15 protein-coding genes, 1 tRNA gene and 1 pseudogene are annotated in these 21,238 nt (G+C 36.4%); 4 read left to right on the top strand and 13 right to left on the bottom strand.

Going from position 1 to position 21,238, the window contains the following annotated elements; genetic code table 11:
• Positions 1-89: 89 nt before the first annotated feature.
• Entirely contained in the window at positions 90-1,370 is a 1,281-nt protein-coding gene (gene aceA / locus EG346_RS11040) for an isocitrate lyase (RefSeq protein WP_073335220.1), read from the bottom strand.
• Positions 1,371-1,578: 208 nt separating this feature from the next.
• Entirely contained in the window at positions 1,579-3,156 is a 1,578-nt protein-coding gene (gene aceB, locus EG346_RS11035; RefSeq protein WP_123878641.1) for a malate synthase A, read from the bottom strand.
• A gap of 125 nt (positions 3,157-3,281) precedes the next feature.
• Here aceB and EG346_RS11030 point away from each other — a divergent pair, with 125 nt between their 5' ends.
• The 3 genes from EG346_RS11030 (at position 3,282) to EG346_RS11020 (ending at position 6,406) form a co-directional block, all read left to right on the top strand.
• The gene (locus EG346_RS11030; RefSeq protein WP_123878639.1) at positions 3,282-4,766 is read left to right on the top strand and encodes a helix-turn-helix domain-containing protein; all 1,485 of its coding nucleotides are present in this window, start codon (positions 3,282-3,284) and stop codon (positions 4,764-4,766) included.
• Positions 4,767-4,891: 125 nt separating this feature from the next.
• Positions 4,892-5,545 carry a ComF family protein gene (locus EG346_RS11025; RefSeq protein WP_073335223.1) on the top strand — a complete coding sequence of 218 codons (654 nt, stop codon included), beginning with the start codon at positions 4,892-4,894 and terminating at the stop codon, positions 5,543-5,545.
• Between the two features lie 171 nt (positions 5,546-5,716).
• Positions 5,717-6,406, top strand: coding sequence for an alpha/beta fold hydrolase (locus EG346_RS11020; protein ID WP_123878637.1), 690 nt, complete (start codon positions 5,717-5,719; stop codon positions 6,404-6,406).
• A 5-nt stretch (positions 6,407-6,411) separates the two neighbouring features.
• On the opposite strand, the gene upp is transcribed toward EG346_RS11020, so the two are convergent.
• Both upp and der read right to left on the bottom strand, forming a co-directional pair.
• Entirely contained in the window at positions 6,412-7,065 is a 654-nt protein-coding gene (gene upp / locus EG346_RS11015) for a uracil phosphoribosyltransferase (protein WP_073335225.1), read from the bottom strand.
• A gap of 83 nt (positions 7,066-7,148) precedes the next feature.
• A complete protein-coding gene (gene der, locus EG346_RS11010) occupies positions 7,149-8,459 on the bottom strand; it encodes a ribosome biogenesis GTPase Der (protein WP_047450295.1) in 1,311 nt (436 codons plus the stop codon).
• A 254-nt stretch (positions 8,460-8,713) separates the two neighbouring features.
• Here der and EG346_RS11005 point away from each other — a divergent pair.
• Positions 8,714-8,784: transfer RNA gene (locus EG346_RS11005), tRNA-Gln, on the top strand.
• A 371-nt stretch (positions 8,785-9,155) separates the two neighbouring features.
• Here the strand turns inward: EG346_RS11005 and EG346_RS11000 are convergent.
• The 9 genes and pseudogenes from EG346_RS11000 to EG346_RS25080 form a co-directional block, all read right to left on the bottom strand.
• A complete protein-coding gene (locus EG346_RS11000) occupies positions 9,156-9,518 on the bottom strand; it encodes a hypothetical protein (RefSeq protein WP_073335226.1) in 363 nt (120 codons plus the stop codon).
• A 673-nt stretch (positions 9,519-10,191) separates the two neighbouring features.
• Positions 10,192-10,513, bottom strand: a pseudogene (locus EG346_RS25100) (RHS repeat-associated core domain-containing protein); the annotation flags it as partial.
• Between the two features lie 80 nt (positions 10,514-10,593).
• Positions 10,594-11,118 carry a hypothetical protein gene (locus tag EG346_RS10990; protein ID WP_123878634.1) on the bottom strand — a complete coding sequence of 175 codons (525 nt, stop codon included), beginning with the start codon at positions 11,116-11,118 and terminating at the stop codon, positions 10,594-10,596.
• Between the two features lie 4 nt (positions 11,119-11,122).
• Positions 11,123-12,223: an RHS repeat-associated core domain-containing protein gene (locus EG346_RS25475; RefSeq protein WP_164466111.1), complete on the bottom strand. Its 1,101-nt coding sequence runs from the start codon at positions 12,221-12,223 to the stop codon at positions 11,123-11,125.
• Positions 12,224-12,359: 136 nt separating this feature from the next.
• Positions 12,360-12,794: a hypothetical protein gene (locus EG346_RS10980; RefSeq protein WP_123878632.1), complete on the bottom strand. Its 435-nt coding sequence runs from the start codon at positions 12,792-12,794 to the stop codon at positions 12,360-12,362.
• Positions 12,791-16,273 (bottom strand): DUF6443 domain-containing protein, encoded by a 3,483-nt coding sequence (locus EG346_RS10975; protein WP_123878630.1) that lies wholly within the window; start codon positions 16,271-16,273, stop codon positions 12,791-12,793. The genes EG346_RS10980 and EG346_RS10975 overlap by 4 nt, the downstream gene beginning before the upstream one ends.
• Before the next feature lie 7 nt (positions 16,274-16,280).
• On the bottom strand, positions 16,281-19,553 hold the full coding sequence (locus tag EG346_RS10970; protein WP_123878628.1) for a hypothetical protein: 3,273 nt from the start codon (positions 19,551-19,553) through the stop codon (positions 16,281-16,283).
• A gap of 4 nt (positions 19,554-19,557) precedes the next feature.
• A complete protein-coding gene (locus tag EG346_RS25085; RefSeq protein ID WP_228425808.1) occupies positions 19,558-20,463 on the bottom strand; it encodes a T9SS type A sorting domain-containing protein in 906 nt (301 codons plus the stop codon).
• 77 nt (positions 20,464-20,540) lie between these two features.
• On the bottom strand, positions 20,541-21,098 hold the full coding sequence (locus EG346_RS25080; RefSeq protein ID WP_228425807.1) for a hypothetical protein: 558 nt from the start codon (positions 21,096-21,098) through the stop codon (positions 20,541-20,543).
• Positions 21,099-21,238 lie beyond the last annotated feature (140 nt).

Genomic DNA, 21,238 nt, shown 5'->3' with positions numbered 1-21,238 from the left:
TTAATTTTTTAATTCTAATTTCGATCAAAAAACCTTCTCAAAACTGAGAAGGTTCACCTTTGAAAATTTTATTTAAATAGGGAAAGTGATCAATGAAACTGCGCCGTTTCCGTAGAATCTTTCATAGCAACGGTCGCAGAAGAACCGTTAGTCACTACATTCTGTACTTCATCAAAATACCCCGTTCCTACAAACGACTGGTGTTTTACCGCTCTGAATCCTTTCTGCTGCAAAGCAAACTCACGTTCCTGCAGTTCGGAATACCCTGCCATTCCTCTTTCTTTATACGCTAATGCGAGTTCAAACATTGCGGTGTTCAATGCATGGAAACCAGCGAGTGTAATAAACTGGAATTTATAACCCATTTTCGCAAGCTCTTCACGGAAATTCCCCATTTCCTCCACACTTAATCTGGCTGCCCAGTTGAATGAGGGTGAACAGTTATATGCGAGCATTTTTCCCGGAAACTGAGCATGAATTCCTTCTGCAAACTTTCTTGCCTGTTCCAGATCGGGATTAGAAGTCTCCATCCAGATCAGGTCTGCATAAGGCGCATAAGATAAACCACGGTCTATTCCCTGCTCTACTCCATTATTGACCACGTAAAATCCTTCGGAAGTTCTTTCTCCCGTCACAAATTTACGATCTCTTTCATCAATATCTGAAGTCAGAAGATCTGCTGCATCTGCATCTGTTCTTGCAATAATAATACTTGGAACCCCCAATACATCCGAAGCCAGACGGGCTGCAACCAATTTATTAATAGCCTCCTGAGTCGGAACCAAAACTTTCCCGCCCAGGTGTCCGCATTTTTTTGCTGAAGAAAGCTGATCTTCAAAATGAACCCCTGCTGCTCCTGCTTCGATCATCTGTTTCATCAGTTCGAAAGCATTCAGATTGCCTCCGAATCCTGCCTCAGCATCTGCGATAATGGGAACCAGATACTCTTTATCTCCGTTTCCGCTCACCGACTGGATCTGATCTGCTCTCAACAATGCGTTATTAATCTTTTTCACCACAGAAGGCACTGAGTTCGCAGGATACAATGACTGATCAGGGTACATTTCTCCTGATAAATTGGCATCAGCCGCTACCTGCCACCCTGAAAGATAGATCGCTTCCAGTCCAGCATCCACTTCCTGAACTGCCTGATTTCCGGTTAATGCACCAAGTCCTGCCACGTAATCCTGGTTATTTAATTTATTCCAGAATTTGTTTGCCATTTCTGTCGCAATCGTATAATCGATTTTATAAGAACCGCGAAGTTTTACTACTTCTTCAGCGGTATAGGTTCTTTTCACTCCTGTCCAGCGGGGATTGTTCAGCCAATCCTGTTCTATAGCCTGGATTTGTTCTTGTCTTGTTTTCATAATATTTTGGATTTGTTGTTTGTTAGGGATTAGATGATAGGTTTCAGGGATGAGAGAGTCTTAGCATTGTTTGAGATATCATTGATGAGCTATGAATGATGAGGTAAAGTCGATGGTTTTAGTATAATAGAATCGTCCCGCTTTCCAAAAGCCAATTCTCTTAAAATCAAACGCTCCCACTCTAAAATACTCCTACTTATATACGCTCTCACTCAATAAACGGATACGCTTTCAAAGTCAGGAATTCTTCAAATTTTTCCGAGAATACCAATTCATTGAAAAGTTCTTTCGCAAGATTGAATTTCCCATTTTTAAAACGCTGTTCACCTACATATTGTTCGATGTGGTCTATTTCTTCCGCTTCCCATTGGAGAATCATTTCGCGGGTTAATATTTGCCCGTTATCAAGTTTTGCTTCATTTTGTAACCATTGCCACAGCTGCGTTCTGGAAATTTCTGCGGTGGCGGCATCTTCCATGAGATTGTAAATAGCAGCTGCACCCACTCCCATCAGCCAGCTTTCCAGATACAAAATACCTACGTTGATATTTTTTCTGATTCCTTTTTCAGTAATTTCACCTTTTGGAACTTCCAACAGGTCTGCCTCTTTGATGTGGTATTCCAATTTTTTATCAATTTGATTTTGCGTTGGCATATGTTCATCAAAAATCTCTTTTGCAATGGAGACTAAAGCAGGATGGGCCACCCAGGTTCCGTCGTGACCGTTTTTCACTTCACGCTCCTTGTCTTTTTTTACTTTTTCAAAAGCCGCTTTGTTCGCTTCATCATCGTTTTTTACAGGAATTTGCGCTGCCATTCCTCCGATAGCATGAACGTTTCTTTTATGGCAGATTTCGATCACTCTTTTTGAATACGCACTCATAAATGGTGAAGCCATGGTCACCTGATCTCTGTCCGGCACCATAAAAGCGGGAAGGTTTCTGAATTTTTTGATGAATGAGAAAATATAATCCCATCTTCCGCAATTGAGTCCGGCACTGTGATCTTTTAATTCAAATAAAATTTCATCAATCTGAAATGAAGCGGTAATGGTTTCAATGAGAACCGTTGCTTTGATGGTTCCTATTGGTATTCCAAGATAATTTTGGGCAAAAACAAAAACCTCATTCCACCAGCGTGCTTCTTTATAATGTTCTAATTTCGGAAGGTAAAAATAGGGACCACTTCCGTTTTTAATTAAGTGCTGAGCATTGTTAAAAAAATAAATTCCAAAATCCGTGAGTGAACCTGATGTTTCTTCACCATTGATCTCCATATGCTTTTCCGGCAGATGCAAACCTCGTGGACGTACCTGAAGAACCGCTGTTTTTTCATTAAGCTGGTAAGATTTTCCATTTTCAGTCGTGAAATCTATCTTTTTTCTTACCGCATCGGCCAGATTTATCTGTCCCTGAATGCAGTTGTCCCAGGTTGGCGAGCTGCTGTCTTCAAAATCAGCCATAAAGGTTGATGCTCCGGAATTGAGAGCATTGATGATCATTTTCCGGTCTACAGGTCCTGTGATCTCTACTCTTCTATCTAAAAGGTCAGCGGGAAGTGATGCACAGATCCAGCTTCCATTTCTTATTTCTTCGGTTTCAGGAAAAAATTGAGGAAGATTTCCCAAATCAAAAAACTGCTGTATTTTTTTTCTTTCTTCTAAAAGTGCCAATCTTTTTGCGTTGAATTTCTGATGAAGTGCAACGATAAAATCGGTTAGTTCCGGAGTAAAAACCTCTTCAAACTGCTTCTGAGCTTTTATTTTTAACTGAGTTCTGGTTTCCATAACCTATTGATTTTGTGATTTGATGTTACAAACATAAATAAAAATTTTCACAATCAGCGAACGTTCGCTAAATATTTTAAAAATTTATTATGCGAATAATCGCATTCAATTTTTTATATTTGAATATGAATTCAGAAAGTGATTTTATCAAAACCGTTTTCGGACTAAAGCTGAAACAGCTGAGACAAAAGAAAAACTGGTCTCTGCAGGATCTTGCGGTGAAGACCGGTTTATCCAAATCTTACCTCAATGAAATTGAAAATGGAAAAAAATATCCGAAGCATGATAAAATCATTCAGCTTTCGGAATCGCTGGGCTCTACTTTTGACGAGCTGGTTTCTACTAAACTCGACAAAAGCTTAGCTCCATTTAACGAGATTCTGCAATCGGATTTCTTCAAGGAAATACCGTTGGATCTTTTTGGAATCAGCAAAAACAACCTGATCAGCATCATCAGTGATGCGCCTAAAAAGGTAACTGCTTTCATTAATGCATTGATTGAGATTTCACAGAATTACAATTTGGGAAAAGAACGCTTTTACTTTGCTGTCCTCAGATCTTTTCAGGAGCTGTATGATAATTATTTCCCTGAAATTGAGGATAAAACAGTTGAATTCATCAAAGAAAACGGGTTGGACACCAACAAAGATCTGAGAGCTTCTGTTTTGGAAAGCATTCTTACGGAAAAATTTCATTACAGCATCCAGTCTGAGGATTTTGAACAATTTGGAATACTGGATAATTTGCGTTCCCTGTTTGTTCCTGAACAAAAACTTTTACTGTTGAACCGGAAGCTTGAAAAAGATCAGAGAACATTTATTCTGGCTAAGGAAATAGGGTTTAATGTTTTGGAATTAAAGATTCGTCCCAACACTTATTCGTGGCTGGATTTCGGAAGTTTTGAAGAAATCCTGAATAATTTTTATGCGTCTTATTTTGCCGGTGCTTTATTAATTCCCAAGAAACAAACGCTTGAAAAAACCTCAGAATTTTTGCTTCAGCACACCTGGGAACCGAAAAGCTTTGAAGAGCTGATTGAAAGTTTTACCGACTCTCCTGAAACATTTTATTACCGACTGACCAATTTACTTTCTTCTGAATTGGGAATAAAGGATTTATTTTACCTGTGTCTGGTCAAGAAAAAGAATTCGGATAAAATCCAGATTTTAAAGGAACTTCACCTGAATCATCAGCAGGCACCGCACGCCAATGCGATGAACGAACATTACTGCCGAAGATGGATTGCCGTAAAAAACCTGCATCATTTAAAGGAGAATGAAACGCTTACCGATGCTCAGATCTCACATTACAAGGATCAGGGAGTAAGCTATCTGGTGATTTCCACTTCACAGAAAAATCCTTTTTCAGATGGAAGCAACAGAAGCTATTGTCTTGGAATTTTATTGAACTCCCAAACCATCAAAAAGATAGGTTTTATAAAATCTCCAACCTTAAAGACGATCAATGTAGGAGTCACCTGTGAGTCGTGCAGCATTCCGGATTGTGAAGTCCGGCAGTCACCGCCGATCCGACTGGAAAAGGAACATTTTAACCTCAGTATGAAAAATGCCATTGAGAAGATCAGGAAACAGATGATAGATGATAGATGATAGATGATAGATGATAGATGATAGATGATAGATGATAGATGATAGATGATAGATGCAAAATTAAAGTTTCCACAAACAATATCTCACTTCTAATCTCTATTTTCTAATTAAAAAAAATACACACCATGATATTAGATTTATTTTTTCCCAACCGCTGTATTGAATGTAGCCGGATCATAGATTCAGATCTTTTGGTTTGCAGTTTATGTTTTGAACAGATTCATTTTACTCATTTTGACTATTCTGGTGATAACATCATTAGAGAAAAATGCAAACTTTTGTTTCCCATTGAAAATACCTATGCCCTGATGAGGTTTGAGCAGGATAGTTTAAGTCAAAAGATTATCCACGAACTGAAATATAAAAGCAGGGAAAATGCCGGTAAAACTCTTGCCGAATGGACCAAGGAACGTTTGAATTTCAATGAAGAAAAACCAGATATTCTGGTATCTGTTCCGCTTCATCCTAAAAAATTAAAGGAACGGGGCTATAACCAACTGCATGTATTTACAGAAACATTGTCGACGTTTTATCATATCCCATTTGACCACGAATTGATCCAAAGAAATCACTATTCAAAAGCACAGGCCTTAAAGGATAAACAACACCGTTTGGAAACAACGAATCCATTTTCTCTTTCAAAGTCAATTTCGGGAAAGCATATTCTTTTGATTGATGATGTTTTCACGACGGGAAGTACTGTTTCATCTATTGCCTGGGAAATTTTAAATGCAGGAGATAATAAAGTGAGCGTTCTGGTGATGGCAGTGGATGTTTAGTATAAGGGTTTGAGCGTTTTAAAGTGATCTGGTTACTGGTTCACAGTTACTAGTTACTAGTTGCCAGTTGCCAGTTGATACCCCCCGAATCACTAAAACTCTCGTACCCTTCCATTCAATTACCTTTCTGCTTTCAATTCTTTTTCCTAATTTTCCGGTAAACTATTGATCATGAAAAATCTGCTTTTGCTGCACGGTGCATTGGGACACAGTTCCATTTTTAAACCTTATGAAAAGGAGCTGTCAAAATATTTCAATATCCATACGCTTTTATTTTCAGGACATGGAGAAACTGATTTACCAGAACAGGGAATTAGTATCGAAAAATACACTGAAGAAGTTAAAGCCTATTTGGAAAAAGAAAATTTAGAAGAGGTATGCATTTTTGGACATAGTATGGGAGGTTACGCAGCGCTTTGCTGTGCACTACGATATCCGGAAAGAATTCATTCTATTATGACTCTGGGTACAAAATTCGACTGGACGGAGGAACAGGCTTTAAAGGAAAGCAAAATGCTTGATCCGGAATCTATTCTTTTGAAAGTTCCCAAATATGCTGAACAACTGGAAAACCAACACGGGACAAAATGGAAACAATTACTTCCTGCCATTGCAAAAATGATGGTTTCACTGGGCAGAAATCCACCTCTGAATGAAAACAGCCTTTGGGGTATTACAATCCCGGTACAGATCATGACCGGAGACAAAGATCATATGGTCAGTATAGAAGAAAGTATCGGTGCTTACCACAGTATTCCAAATGCAAAATTGGCCATACTTCCGGACACCAAGCATCCTATGGAAAAAGTACGGCCCAATTTATTATTTGATCTGATGAAAGACTTCTGGGGTCTTTCTTAACATTTTTATCGTTGTAGTTTTTCACCGTAGCTTAAATCTCCGGCATCACCAAGTCCTGGCGTAATGTATCCTTTTGAAGTCAATCCTTCATCGATAGCCCCTACCCATATTTTTGCATCAGGATACGCTTTTTCAATGGTTTCCACTCCTTGTCTGGAAGCGATTGCCGCAACAATATGCAGCTGTGTTGGAGTTCCATTGGTTAAAAGGTCTTTGATGGCTTCAATTAAAGAAGCTCCTGTTGCCAGCATCGGATCAGCCACAATAAGTGGTCTTCCTTCAATATTCGGGCAGGTAAGATAATCCTGTTTGATCGAGAAATAATCATTGGCATCGTGCTTTCTATAAGCGGCAACGAAACCACAATCTGCTCTGTCCAGATAACTCAGGATTCCTTCAAACAAAGGCACTCCGGCTCTTAAAATAGTGGTAATCACAGGCTGAACTGCAATTTCCTGAACTTTAATTTTATCTAAAGGTGTTTGAATCTCTACTTCTTTGTATTCTAATCCTTTACTGATCTCAAACGCTGCAATTTCGCCGATACGCTCCATATTTCTACGGAACCTCATTCTGTCATGCTGGATGTCTATATTCCTAAGCTCATTGATCCAGGAGTTTACTAAAGAAAATTGTTTTGACAATACAATTGTATTCATTATTCTGAAAAAACTTTTTATTTAAACGATTAAATTTTATATGAATAAAATCCCTCTTAGAAAAATCTAAAAGGGATTATTTATTATTTCTGTCTGAAATACACTTCAATAGGAACTCCGGTAAACCCGAATTGCTTTCTCAATTGGTTTTCAGTAAATCTTTTGTAAGGTTCTTTTACATATTGAGGAAGGTTGCAGAAAAATACAAACTGTGGTGACGGCGTTGGAAGCTGTACACAATATTTAATTTTAATATACTTTCCTTTGTTAGCTGGTGGCGGAGTCTGCTCAAAAATAGGAAGCATCACTTCGTTTAATTTTGAAGTTTTGATCTTTTTCTTACGGTCTTCGTATACAACCATTGCCATTTCCACAGCTTTCAAGATTCTCTGCTTCGTTAATGCTGAAACAAAAAGAATTGGAATATCACTGAACTGACCGATCTTCTCTTTAATTGAATTTTCAAAATCCCTAACGGTATTGGTTTTCTTATCTTCAATAAGATCCCACTTATTCACAACGATCACAATTCCTTTTCTGTTCTTTTGTGCTAAACCGAAAATATTCATATCCTGAGATTCCCAGCCAAGCGTTGCATCCACCATAATGATTACAACATCTGAAAATTCAATAGAACGAATAGATCTCATTACCGAATAAAATTCCAAATCCTCATTTACTTTAGATTTCCTTCTCATTCCGGCAGTATCAACTAAAACAAATTCGTGTCCGAATTTATTATAAAGAGTCTGAATACTGTCTCTTGTAGTACCTGCAACATCAGTTACGATGTTTCTTTCTACATCAAGCAAAGCATTCGTTAAAGTGGATTTACCAACATTGGGACGACCTGCGATCGTAATTTTCGGCAATCCCTCGAAAGGATCTTTATAATCTGTTGTAGGGAAATCTTTAACAATATCATCCAAGACTTCTCCTGTTCCGGAACCTGTAGCTGAAGACAAAGTGTAATATTTTTCAATTCCTAACTGATAGAATTCAGTAGCGTTTATTTCCTCTTTGGCAGAATCTACTTTATTGATAACGATGTAAACGGGTTTATTTGCTCTTCTAAGAAGTTCGTGAATTTCGTAATCGGTATCAGTAAGGCCTTCTTCTACATTCATCATAAAAATGATAGACGTAGCTTCATCTATTGCCAGCTGAACCTGCTTACGGATCTCTTCTTCAAAAATATCATCCGTTCCTACATCATATCCGCCGGTATCTATAACTGTAAAATCTACTCCGTTCCAGTCAGATTTCCCGTAATGACGGTCTCTGGTAACACCAGCCGTAGAATCTACGATGGCTTCCCTTCTTTCTAGTAAACGGTTAAAAAGTGTTGATTTTCCTACGTTGGGACGCCCAACGATTGCGACAATATTTGACATAAAAATGTTTAATAAATGAAATTATTAATGGGTATCTCCAACTTTTGGAGCCCAATTTTTTGCAAAGATAAGATTTTATTATTTAGTCGTTAAAAAATACCATTTCTGGAACTCATTTTCATGAATTTTCACGATTATGTATTTAATTAAAAATCATGCAATTATAGATAAACACTACTTTTTTTGTCATTGATCTGCAAAAAATATTTTTTCAATCAAATATTTTTTATAATTTTGCATCACCAAAAAGATACAGACCCATGGTGTAACGGTAGCACTCTGGTTTTTGGTACCATCAGTTGGGGTTCGAATCCCTGTGGGTCTACATCAAAACAAAAGCAACTCGCTAATTTACAGCAAGTTGCTTTTTTATTTCGGTCACTTTTGGTCACTTAGTCACGATTTCGGTTACTGTTTTTGTTAAAAAGCCTTGACTAAACATCATTGAATCTATTTGAATCTGACTGTATTTTTAACTGCGGAAATAATGCCCATCACTATAATAATCATACACTAGATTTCTTGCCGTAGCTTCCCAATCAATATAAATATAATTTGGTGGGGTTCAGGAATACTTCTTCCAAAAGATACTGTACAAATGTTTCATCGTCTGAATATTCACCTATATAATAATTTATTACACTGTCATAAATCCGCTCAAAGTCACAGACTTTGCGCAGCGGGAAAGAGGAGGATTTATTTTATTATACAAATATTTTGTTTTTTTTCTAAAGTATAATAATGATTATATTTAATTATGGTTGAGTCATTTAAAATGTATTCATTGGGAGATTCAATGCCATGTTGTATTAAATCACTAACAGGAATTATTTTTAAAGAATAGCTTTTTCCTAGTTTAATTTTTTTACAATTATTGGACGTATTTTCTTTAAATACTTCTATAATATCATTATTATCTGCTATCAATATGCTAACTTCTTTATTTTCTTTAAAAGAGATTATTTTTCTTGTTATATGAACAGGTTTTGAACTAACAATTACATTGTTTGTTTGACAGCTACAAATAAAGAAGAAAAACAAAAAAACTATATTTTTCATAAGATTATTTTTTTAATTTTTTATCATCTGAATAAACTTTATACAAAGGCTGTGTCTGAATTTTTCCGTTAACATCTTTTTTTCCAGCAAAACCTTCATAATATTTTCTTGTCGTTGTCCCAACAGTCTCAAATCTTGTTCTAGCTGATATGACTAAATTATCATACGGCATCATGCTTCTGGTTTGATCATGGAATTTATCAAATATTGGACTAGGATTTAATGCTGTTTTTATCGGAACGTCTGTTTTTGTATTTAAAGATTCTTGGGTAATAAGCACATTTTCGACAACTTCATGTGTTATTCCTGTTCCTTTTTGAGTTCCTGTAAAACTTTCTGCACTTCCTAGTACATCAGGATTTGTATATTGAGTTCCTGTACTAATTCCCGTTGCTGAATCATAATCAGCACCACCAAAAGATCCTCCTGGCATTAGCCCCCCACTCGGCGTTACATTGTTACTCTCAGCATAAATTTTTGAATCCATACTGGTATTCTTTATACCATCATATAGAACTTTATCCGTTTTTGAAAGCTTATTATAGTCACTTTTGCTCAAATTTGCAGTATTCAATTTGCCATTCGAATCTTTTGTCATAGCAAGGCTGCTATTTGCATTTAATTGCTCAAGTGCTTTATCTGCTAAATTCCCCAGAAGATGGATATCCTTATTTTCCATTCCATCAGGATCAATAAACCTCAAAGGATTATTATATGCATAAGTATAAGTGCTCCAACGTCTAGAAGTTTCTGCCAAAGGATCAATTACACCCCATCTTCCCAAGTCAGGCATATAGAATCTTGCACCGTAATCATACATTCCGGTCTCCTGCAACTCCTTCCCGTTGTACTTGTAGTTGTAATCCATCAGCATCGATCCAAATATTATACCCCTCATGTTTCAATCCAAACGGATAGTAATTGTTTTCCTCCAGAAGGGCAACTCCTCCGCCGTGGGCAGCACTGTAGCTTAATCTTATATTTCCTAAATGATCTCTCTAATTGTAAACCACCGCAATTGCAGCGGTTTGTTTTTATTATTGGACATGGTCGAGACACTATATCTGCTGGGAAATTAATTATCATCAAACTCCTGACTAAATTTCACTCCCTTTTTTAAAAGTATCTCTTTTATCTCTTTTGATTTTTGTTGTGGAGATATACGAATAACTTCATTTTTTGAATTAAATACAATATACCAGTTTTTAGAATCATAATCTATTAATTTAGTTGCAAGATTAAAGTCTTCATACTTTGTTTCTTTGAATGAATGTTTTAATATATCTGATTTATTCAGTGATTCATCTATAATCAATTTATAACCTTCAATTTCATACACTTTACTATATTTAAAATCTTGTAATAATTTTGGATTAACAAACCATACGTCTAACCAGTAAGCATTTTCAACATTCTGACTTGTACTAGCACCAATTATTAGTATATTTTCTTTTTTGCTGATTTCTGTTTCTGAATTTCTATACTTAATAAATGCCTTAACAATATTTTGATATAAACTATTGTTTTTCTGACTATATATATTGTTTTTACAACTACTTATAAGTAGCAATAAAAAAACTAATAAAAAGCAATTTTTCATATTTTTATTTTTTTGTGTTACCTATATGTTTAGCTGTCTTATTGTCATATCTGAAGTAACCGACACCTGGAGTATATTGATAGACATTTTGAATATTTGCGTTGTGGTTTTTTCGGTCGCCACCTGGCAAACCTACATCAGTTAATATCCCACCTGTTTTTTTATCACGATGTGCATTAAAACCTGAAGGTCCCCATTCAGACCCTGGAGGATGAGAATGAACTCTTTCCTGCCGAATTGCATCTTTTGTAATGTGGAATCCAGAACCTCCTAAATTATTATTTTCAAGAACATCAGCAGCACTAGCACTTTCATTAATAGAATGATTAGTACCAACAATATTTGTAGAGAAACCATCGGAAAAGTTAAATGTATCTTGTCCAAATTCCACAGACGTATTATTTACTGCAAATTCAAAAACTTGTGTTGCAACATCATAATCTTGTATCTGCATATAGGTAAACTCAGTTCCTCCCGCGACTCCGTCGTGACCGGGTGTATTGTAAGGTACTGTTTTAGCTTCTCCTATTTGTGAATCTCCTGTTGGATTTGATTCCGAAACATTTGTCCGAGCAATCTGTATAGATTTAGATTCATCTTCGTTAGTAATGGTGTCATAGGCATTGTCATCTTTTTTTCTTTCTATATTTCCATTGTTGAATATCTTAATCTTATCTTCTGCCTGTCTACCATCCGGATCAATAAATCTCAAAGGATTATTAAAACCATAATTGTAAGGACTATGACGTCGCATATTCTCCGACAGCGGATCCACCACACCCCATCTTCCTAAATCCGGCATATAGAACCTTGCGCCGTAATCATACATCCCTGTCTCTTGTAATTCCTTCCCATTATACTTATAACTGTAATAGCTTCCCAACTTTGAACTGCTAAGCATTCCCTGAATATGATTTAATCCAAAAGGATAATAATTATTGGTATCTGTAACTTCCAGAACGCCTTCGCTGTTTTTCGCAAAACTTACCCTGGCATTGCCAAGGTGATCTCTGTATTGGTAAATATAGCGGTTTTCCGTGAATGAAATGATAAAAGAGACTGTATCAAAGGTAAACCAACGCTCTGAGAATTCCTTAAATGACAAAAGTTGTCACACAGGAGTCCGAGAGAGAAGGTGCTTTTGAGACAGCCTCCTTATTTTTATTAATGGACACGAGCGAGACGCTCGCGCCAGCGGGGGGGATTGCAGTTTTTTTTTTATGTTCTGTAAAAACTATTTTTTACATAAAAGACTTTGCTTCATTTGTATATTCAATTTTATAATGATTCTTATCTTTCCCAATATATATAAACTTATACTTAGGTAGTTGGTCTTTATTTAATTTTATATTCTGTTTATTATCAATAGTAATTGTAACATCTTTATTATTAAAAATTATACAGGCTGCTGTAAATCCTAACGTTGGCATAGTCTCACTTTTTTTATTAAGAATTGTACTATCCTCATTTTTAACAGTTATGAGATTGTCAAATTTAGATGTGAAAGTTAAAAATGATTTATTTTTATCATGTGCATCAAATTTTTTAATTAAAACTTTTGATCGTACATTATCAACAATTTCCATTTCCTTACCATATATTTCGGTTGTTTTTATAGCAGAACAGCTTATAAAAACAAATGAGCAGCAAACTATTATTTTATTAAATATTTTCATTGTCTTGATTTAGGTTGTTGTTCTTCTACTAATTTAATAGCATTAGTTCTTTGTTCTGGAGTTATTTTTTTACCTGGACCTCCTTCTCGCATTAAATTATCTGGAGAGGATTTTAAAGTTGCTTTATCATTATGTTTTATTCCTAATGTATGACCTGTTTCATGAGCACCTGTTTTAGCAACAGCAGATATATTTTTATTATTAAAATCTAATTGCCCTGTTTTTTCATCAGCACCGAGTCCTTCTGTAGTAAAAACATTAATCTGAGTTCTATTTATCTGTGTATTGTTATTAGTATCTGTCATTCCATTAGTAAAATATGTAGCATTATCAAAGAACTCTTGACTTTGTCCTTTAAAATCATCAACATTATTTTTATCATAACCATTATTATATTCCCAGATCATAGTAGATTTATCACTCTGACTGAAGGTAATATTGACTTGATTTCCAGCAGAATCTTTCCCTCCAAAAGATGATACAATTTGAGCTTCACGATCTTGAAGCAATGCAGACATTTGTGCATTAGAAAGAACTCCTATTGTATTATTTACAGGTTTATACGTAAGATGTAAATTGACAGTCTTATTTTCTAAGTTTCTACTTGATACCCATTCTAATCCTTCTAATTCTATACCGTCAATAACTCTATTTTCTGCAAACGCATAAGTACTGTTATAAGGAAATTTTTCCGCCAAAGGATCGATATTAAAAAACCTTCCTACATCTGGCATATAATTCCGCCACTTAAAACTGTAGAAACCATTCTCTTGCAACTCTTGCCCTTGATACTTATAACTATAATAGCTTCCAAGATTAGAACCCATCAGCATTCCCTGAATATGATTCAATCCAAAAGGATAATAGTTATTGGTATCCGTAACCTCCAGAATGCCTTCGCTGTTTTTAGCAAAACTTACCCTAGCATTTCCAAGATGATCTCTGTACTGGTAAATATAGCGGTTTTCTGTGAAACTGTAAAATCCTTCTGAAGTAGGCACAAAATCCAGTTTCCATTCAGGGGGACCTCCGATAACAAGGCCATCATTGATGTTTTTATACGCCTGTTCTTCAAAAGCGGTTTCACTTCTACAAGTAAGACATAAGCCTGCTCCTTCATTATAATCATACTGAAATCCATCAAGATAATCTGTAATACGTGTGGAACCTGAAAAACCTTTTCTTCCGTAAATCGTATGGGTTTTTCTGAGCTTTGTTCCGTCTGCACGGTATAAATACCCTAACTGTGCATTTGTAGCCTGTCCAAGTCCAAATGGATCTATGTATGTTATTGAATAGGTATTAGGGAGATTAAGGTAATTGTAAACAATACCCTTGATCCCTTTGTCTTTCATATTGATCATATTCCCGTTCAGGTCATAATCAATCATATTGTTTCCGCCTTCATATCCTGCATCATTTAAAGAACTTTCAACAACCTGATTCAGGCGGTTTCCTGTATAATGATAGGTAAGATTATCGACAAGCTGTGCTGTTCCTGCAGGCGCTTTTCCGTTTCTGTGCAGCGTAGTGATATTCCCATTGAGGTCATACGTCAGGTTTTCATTAAAGAAATAATTATTGGGAGCAGTAGTGTAGGCTTCTCTGTAAATGGCATCTGTCAGTCTGTTCAGCTTATCATAAACATAATGGTATGCTTTGTAAACATCATCAGCGGTTCTCCAGTGTACTTCTGCAATATTTCCTCCATATCGGGGAACTGATTTACCAGGAATAGCGGGATCCTGGTATCTCATGGAGTATCCGAATAGTTTTCCGTTAAGATTGTCCGGATCATTGATCCTGGTCATCCAGCCCCGAATATTGTATTGGTAATCCATGCTTTGAAGCGGTGATCCAATGCTGATTCCCCCGACTTTCTTGTTTTCAAGCTGAGAAAGCTCATTGTACTTATTCTGGGCAAGAATTTCTTCAGGATTGCTGTCTACCTGGTGTTTGTGGACCAGAAGTCTGTTCTGCTGATCATAGATGAAGTTTTCGGTAATGACTCTTTCTGTATCTGTAGTCAGTCTTTTGTGTTTCGTAATGACAGTCTGCGCTACTCCGGCAAAATCCAGTTTGGATTCTGTTTTGGTATAGCCTCCCAGATGATTGATGGAATGACTGCCAATCGCTCGTCCTTTACCATCATAATAGGTGTAGTTTTTGGTCCAGTTATCGTCTTCAATATTCTTGACCAGACTCATGACCGGAAGGCCTTTGGTGGTTTTTCCATCGGCTGGAGTTGCTGTCAAAATGGACTCTCCCTGAATGGCGGATGGAAAAGAGGGATTGAAATTGTATCCTGGAACAGTGTCATAATAGTTGATACTTAGGATTTTTTCATATAAAAATCCAAACGGATAGACCGCATTGCTGTAGTAAACGGGCATTGCACTATTGGTAAATCCGGAAGTATTGCGCTCTTCATGAAGCGGAGTTCCGGTATTGGCATAATAATCTACGGACTCTTGTACCTGTCTTCGTATGTACTGTGAACCTATAGCTGCTATTCCGGTATACAAAACTCTTGAAAATTGATCATATTTCGTGAATAGCCATTTACCAGAAGGCTTCATATTAGCATCCTGACTCATTATCAACCGGTCAGCTTTATCATATACCATATACTCCCAGCCTTTACCGGGAAGTTTCTTTTCTACCAAACGGTTTCTGCCGTCATAACGATATTGATAATACAAATTTTCTACTGTCGTAGGTTCAACAGTAGGAGCTGATGCTAAGGGAGGAATAACATACGCCAGCTGATCATATTCATTATAAACATAATACGTATCGGCATTTTCTGTAGAACTTACTACTTTTCGGACAAGCAAAAGCTGTCCTTTCCCATTTTTAAACTCTATGGTTTTGTTGCCGTCTTCATCAGTGACGGTATTTTTGTACAGTTGAGAAGGCTCGAAATACTGAGGAAGCTCTACCTGTGTTTCTGTCCTGCCATCAATCCAGATGGTAGTGGTTTTATATTTTCTAACGTAATCTTCACCAATATTCGTTGCATAATCAAATTTCACAGGTTTACCAGCCCAGTCATTTCCTACCTGGATCTGCTGCTGGATTCTGTCAAGTGGAGAGTTTTCCAGTACTTTTTCCGCATATATTTGTTCAGAACCATAGATGTTAGGTTGGGTAGCATTAGCCAATGGAGTCGGAACAATCGCACCATTCAGGGTCCCGGATTGCGGAACAGGCAAGTAGTCTTTTACCTGTCTTCCGAATGCATCGTATTCAATATGGGTAACCACATCTCTGCCTAAAGGGGAGGCTTTTACATTTACGACCTGTTTAGGTCTTCCCAGACCGTCAAAATACTGAACGGTTTCTGAAGTCTTTGTGGGGGTGGCTCCATTATAATCGAGATAGGTTTTGGTTTGTACATAGTTTTCTCCCTGCGTAAGCTGAGCCTTTGCTGACTGACTAATCAGCAACAACCCAATAGGAATGATTATTTTTTTCATGTCTGTGTTAGTTTTTGTAGTTGTATTTATATTCCTTCAGGATCTTACCCGTCGGGCTGTTTTCCCTTACTTCTTTCAGTCGGTTGGCGGTATCATAAATGTAGAATTCTCTGATGCCGGATGGAGGAGTGATGCTTTTTACTCCGATTAACGGATCATAGCTGTACGTACTGATTTGATACGCTGATAATGCAGCGTTATTTCTAAATACATCTAAAGCAGAGATCAATGATTGCTCTGACGCCTCTGTACTGAGCTGACCATCATTAACAGATGCATTGACGATATTATCGATAAGTGCCTGAGGAATATCTGAAAGCTTGGCCCCTTCTATTTTGGCAATAGGCTGGGTTTGGTTGTAGCCCCAGATGATTGTTGCTGAAATACCATTTTTGGTCGTATACTGCTGCAGGTTGCCCTTGGAATCGTATTTGTCATATGTGACTTCGGTGGATGGAACGCCAGTTAAATCAGATATATCATATGATTTTACATATAATGGAAGTACTAATGAAGCATTGTTATTTGTGATTTCTGCCGCTGTCTTAGGATAAACAGTCTCTGATTTTGAGAGTGTTTTTGTAGAAGTTCCAATAGTCTGGTTTGTTGATGTTTCCAGAGGAATACCAACCATATTCTTATCGATCATCAACTGGTTGCCTTTTTCGTGGGCATAACTATAATTTGTTTCATCAATAGATGCATCAGGAAAAGTAATTTTTTGTTTATTCAGCTGATAATGCCATGGATTATTGTAGAAGTATTCTGTTTGGGTAACAATTGGAACACCATTTAAATAATCACTTGTTTTCTGAGACTGTAAATAGGTAAAACGACTGATGTTTTTATAATATACAACATCCATATGTGGATAATCAGCATCCCAATTTCCAACATTGATAATAGGTTCATAAATTTTTCGTCTGCTGATACCTCCTAAATAAGAAGTCCTGCTTTGATCCTCAACATAATTGTTTTCAATAGTTTTTAAGGTCGTATTGTTATTGTCTTTATAAACTGTTAAGATCTCTTTCCCGTTATTCCAACCTGAGTTGGTCCAGGGAGCTGATATAATAGAGCTTCCTTTAAGAGTGGTACCCGGGTAATCCTTTTCGGAACTAAAGTGATGGACAGTTTTTCCTTTTCCTTCTATTTGTTCTTCCACAGTATCATAAAAAATATTCGGATTAAAAGAAAATAATCTGCCTATGTTAGATGAAGTAATGGCAGTATAGACAGACATTATAGGCAACGGATTTAAAGAACCCATACATAAGGAACCTGCCGATCTGACTTCAACAAATACAGGGTCTCTGGTAACGTTGATAGAATGTTCCCCATTATCCTTGATATACTTATATTTTCTTATTACAGGAAGTCCATCACCAGGAGTGTCAACCGTTGAACTAACCCTATATCCGCCTAACAACACATCTTGTAAGACAGACTTATCTTCCTGGTCATAATAATATACTTGAATATATGCCTGACAACAAACAAATGATGCTTGCACAGTGACTTTAATGGTCTGGTTCTTCTCAACAAAAACATAGGCAGTTTGACTATTGTTCAATGAAGATTCTGCCGAAATACCGAGAGAGGTATATCCAATACCAGGAAAATACTCAAATAAAGGCAGATAATTTCCTAACTGATCTTTAACCCACATTCCACCTTTCTGCTTATCAGTTTCTAAATCAGGGCTGTCTTTACAGTTCCCATAAGGATTGAGATAATTGGATAATTGAATACGAACATATCCCGACTTTGCAGGGGTAATAGTTAATTCCTGTGTTGAATCATAAGTGTTAGAGTTATTTACAGTCGAGGTACCTAAAAAAACTTCAGGTGCATACACCAAAACATTTTCCTTCCTAACGTGATTTTCGTAATTAAACAGTGTGTTGCCTCCCGTTGGGTAAGTAATGGCTTTTAATAACCCGTACTGTCCATAGGAAGGTTCAACTTTCTGATTAGCGCCACTATATTGAGGTGCTGTAGTATCATTACTCGAAAACAATTGAGGTACGAGACTGCTGTTGCTCACGCCATTATAAAACCCCCACATATCTCTGGAAAAACTTAATCTTGGAGGAAAGCTTTGCGGATTATTATATGTGAATTTATGGGATGAATTAATTTTATTATTCAACATTTCAGTTAAGAATACTCTTGACGAATTCGTTGTCAAATAGTTAAAGCTAATGTCATCTATTACTATATTAGTATGATACTTTTTTACATTAGTGAGTATTGAATAATCTCCATTTTGAGAGGAATAAGAAAATACAACGGAATTATTATTGGTATCAAATATTTTTTTGAGTTGCTTACCCACTACATACTGCTCTGAATCTGCAATAAGCCCTAAATCCGGTGGTATAGTATATGGCTTACCCTCACAATAGTAAAAATCATTTAGATCGTCATATTGTAGATCACCATATTTCTGCTGAATTGTTTGGGTGTAAGTCATTGTTTGGGATTGTGAAAGAATAGTGGTATAACTCACATCCTGATACTCAAATGTAAGAGTCTGGCCATTAGAAGTAATGATGGAAGTTAAATACCATGATTGTATATATTGTTGTGGTGGCTGATGTCCTCCAGTATTAAATGTCCTGTTTTGTATATATTCTATAGTATTGAAATTATATCTTACTCCGTTATCAAGTATAATTGAAAATAAATTTCCATTATCATTCCTTTTTATTTTGTAATCTTTCTGATCAATCATAATAATATTACCTGCTTTATTGATCATAAATTTTACGTTATAACCACCAAAGTTGGCAGAATACAAATCAGGCTCAGAATCAAAATCATCATTTTCACAGAAATTTAGATAGGCGGACAATTGAGTAGCAAAGTTTTCTGCTAAAGGGACATCTCCGCTCCCAAAACTGCTCTCTTCATCAGGTCTGTCTCTTATCGTTTTTGTGATAATTCCGCCTGAAATAAAAGTCCATCCTAATCCTACAGAACCATTCATCTCATCTACATTGATTCCGTTAGAAGCATAGTTTAAAGAAATGGGAATACTTGTTCCATCGACTGAAAGTTCTGTAATTGGAATATTAATATTGGGAGCACCTGTAAACATTCCTATGGGAACATTTCCATATTGGCTAAATTTAAAGGATTCCGGACTGGTTGGTGATATTTTAGGAATGTGTTTGCCAGCATCATTTGTATTGGTAGTATAATCCTGTGGGGTATTACTCTGACTATACATCAAAGCAGAAAGTATAATCCCTACCAATGTTAAAGTTTTTTTCATCGTGTTATTTTTTTATAAATTTCGCACTTGCTGTTTTATTATTATCCGTTTTTATGGTAACCAGATAAGCCCCCTGAATCAAATTCTGAGTATTAATTTTGGTCACCTTGTTTTTGGTTTTCACCGTCTGAAGCTGCCTTCCACCCATATCGTACAGCACTATATCAGCCTCTTTGAAATCGTAGCCTATTTCAACATAAGTATACTCTGAAACTGGATTCGGATAAATTTTGATATCCTGTTTTTCGATCAACTGGTCAAGCTGCTTATCTCCAAGCTTTACGATCTTCCAGTTTTCTTTTCCTAATTCTTCTGCGCTAGTTCCTGCCAGAATGATCGAACCGTCTCTGTTCAGCTTTATATCAGATAATCTTTCTTCTCGTTTTCTGGATTCACCTTTCACATGTTTGCGCCACTGTTCATTTCCATCTGCATCTAAATAAAGCGTCCAGAAGGTTTCGTCATCTGTTTCTATTCTTCCTTCTGCCTGTGTATAACCACCTAAAAGGATTCCTTTAGAAGATTTATTATCTGCTGAATGAATGACACTCATTCCCATCAAAATATCACGGTTTTTGAAATTGTAAGACTTTTGCCAGATCTCTTCTCCTCTTTCGTTAAGCGATATTAGCCATAGATCTGTTCCTTCTTCAATACCAACGGTTTTATTTCCTGATCTTTCTGAACGACTTTCGCCACCAATGATATAGCCAGTCGAAATCAAAGCAAGAGTTTTCAAATGATCATCTGCTTTTCCACCAAAGTTCTTTTCCCATTCAACCTTTCCTTCATTGTTAAGTTTGATGATATAATAATCTCCTTCACCATAGTTTTCAGTTTTCTTTGAACCACCCAAGTTGCTTCTGGAATAGATCCCTAACAATGCACCACCGTCTCTAGTGGGAATCATTTTCTCTACTTCATCCAATCCTTTTCCTCCTAAAATAGACTGAGAGAGTTCTTTTCCGTTCTTATCGAGCTTTATAATTAAAACATCTTTGATCCGTAACCTTTAGCCGAATTTTGGACATTTCCAGCCACAAAAAATCCTAAGTCTGTCGTCTGAATGACTGATCTTGCTTCTTCATCAGATGCTGATCCCAATGTTTTTTGCCAGAGCTCGTCTCCGAATTCATTTAATCTAATCAACCAGATGTCTGATCCACCTTTTGAATCTTCTTTTTTATCCAGTCCCTTTGCTGAATAAGTCGTGCCAGAAATCAAAAAACCTCCGTCTTGTGTAGAAATGGTTGCGGATAAATAATCATGATTGTTTCCAGAAAAATATTTTTCCCAAACCTCCTGACCCTGTTGGTTTAATTTGATCAAATGTAGGTCGTAACCATTGTTTTGTTTATTGCCTTCTGAGAGAGGTTTATTGCTCTGAATTGAGCTTCCCGTGATCAAATACTGCTGATCGATTGTTGTGGTTACCTGGCTTAAAAAATCCTGTGTACCGGATTTAATGTCTTTTTGCCAAACCACTTCCTGAGCATTGCTCAAGATTGTGCATATAGTCAATGCACTCATGTAGAGTTTTCTCATCTATTTTTGTGTATTTATTAATTTAACTTATGTTTAATTTGCAAATTTAACATTTTTTAATAATGATTTAGATCCCATTAATGAGATTTAATATGAATTTTATCACACACAAAAGATTATTATATATTTTAAATCTTTAG

This window comes from Chryseobacterium carnipullorum, from assembly GCF_003815695.1.
Lineage (GTDB): Bacteria > Bacteroidota > Bacteroidia > Flavobacteriales > Weeksellaceae > Chryseobacterium > Chryseobacterium carnipullorum.
The sequence above is the reverse complement of the archived record's forward strand: the minus strand, read 5'-3'. Positions and strand labels throughout refer to the sequence as shown.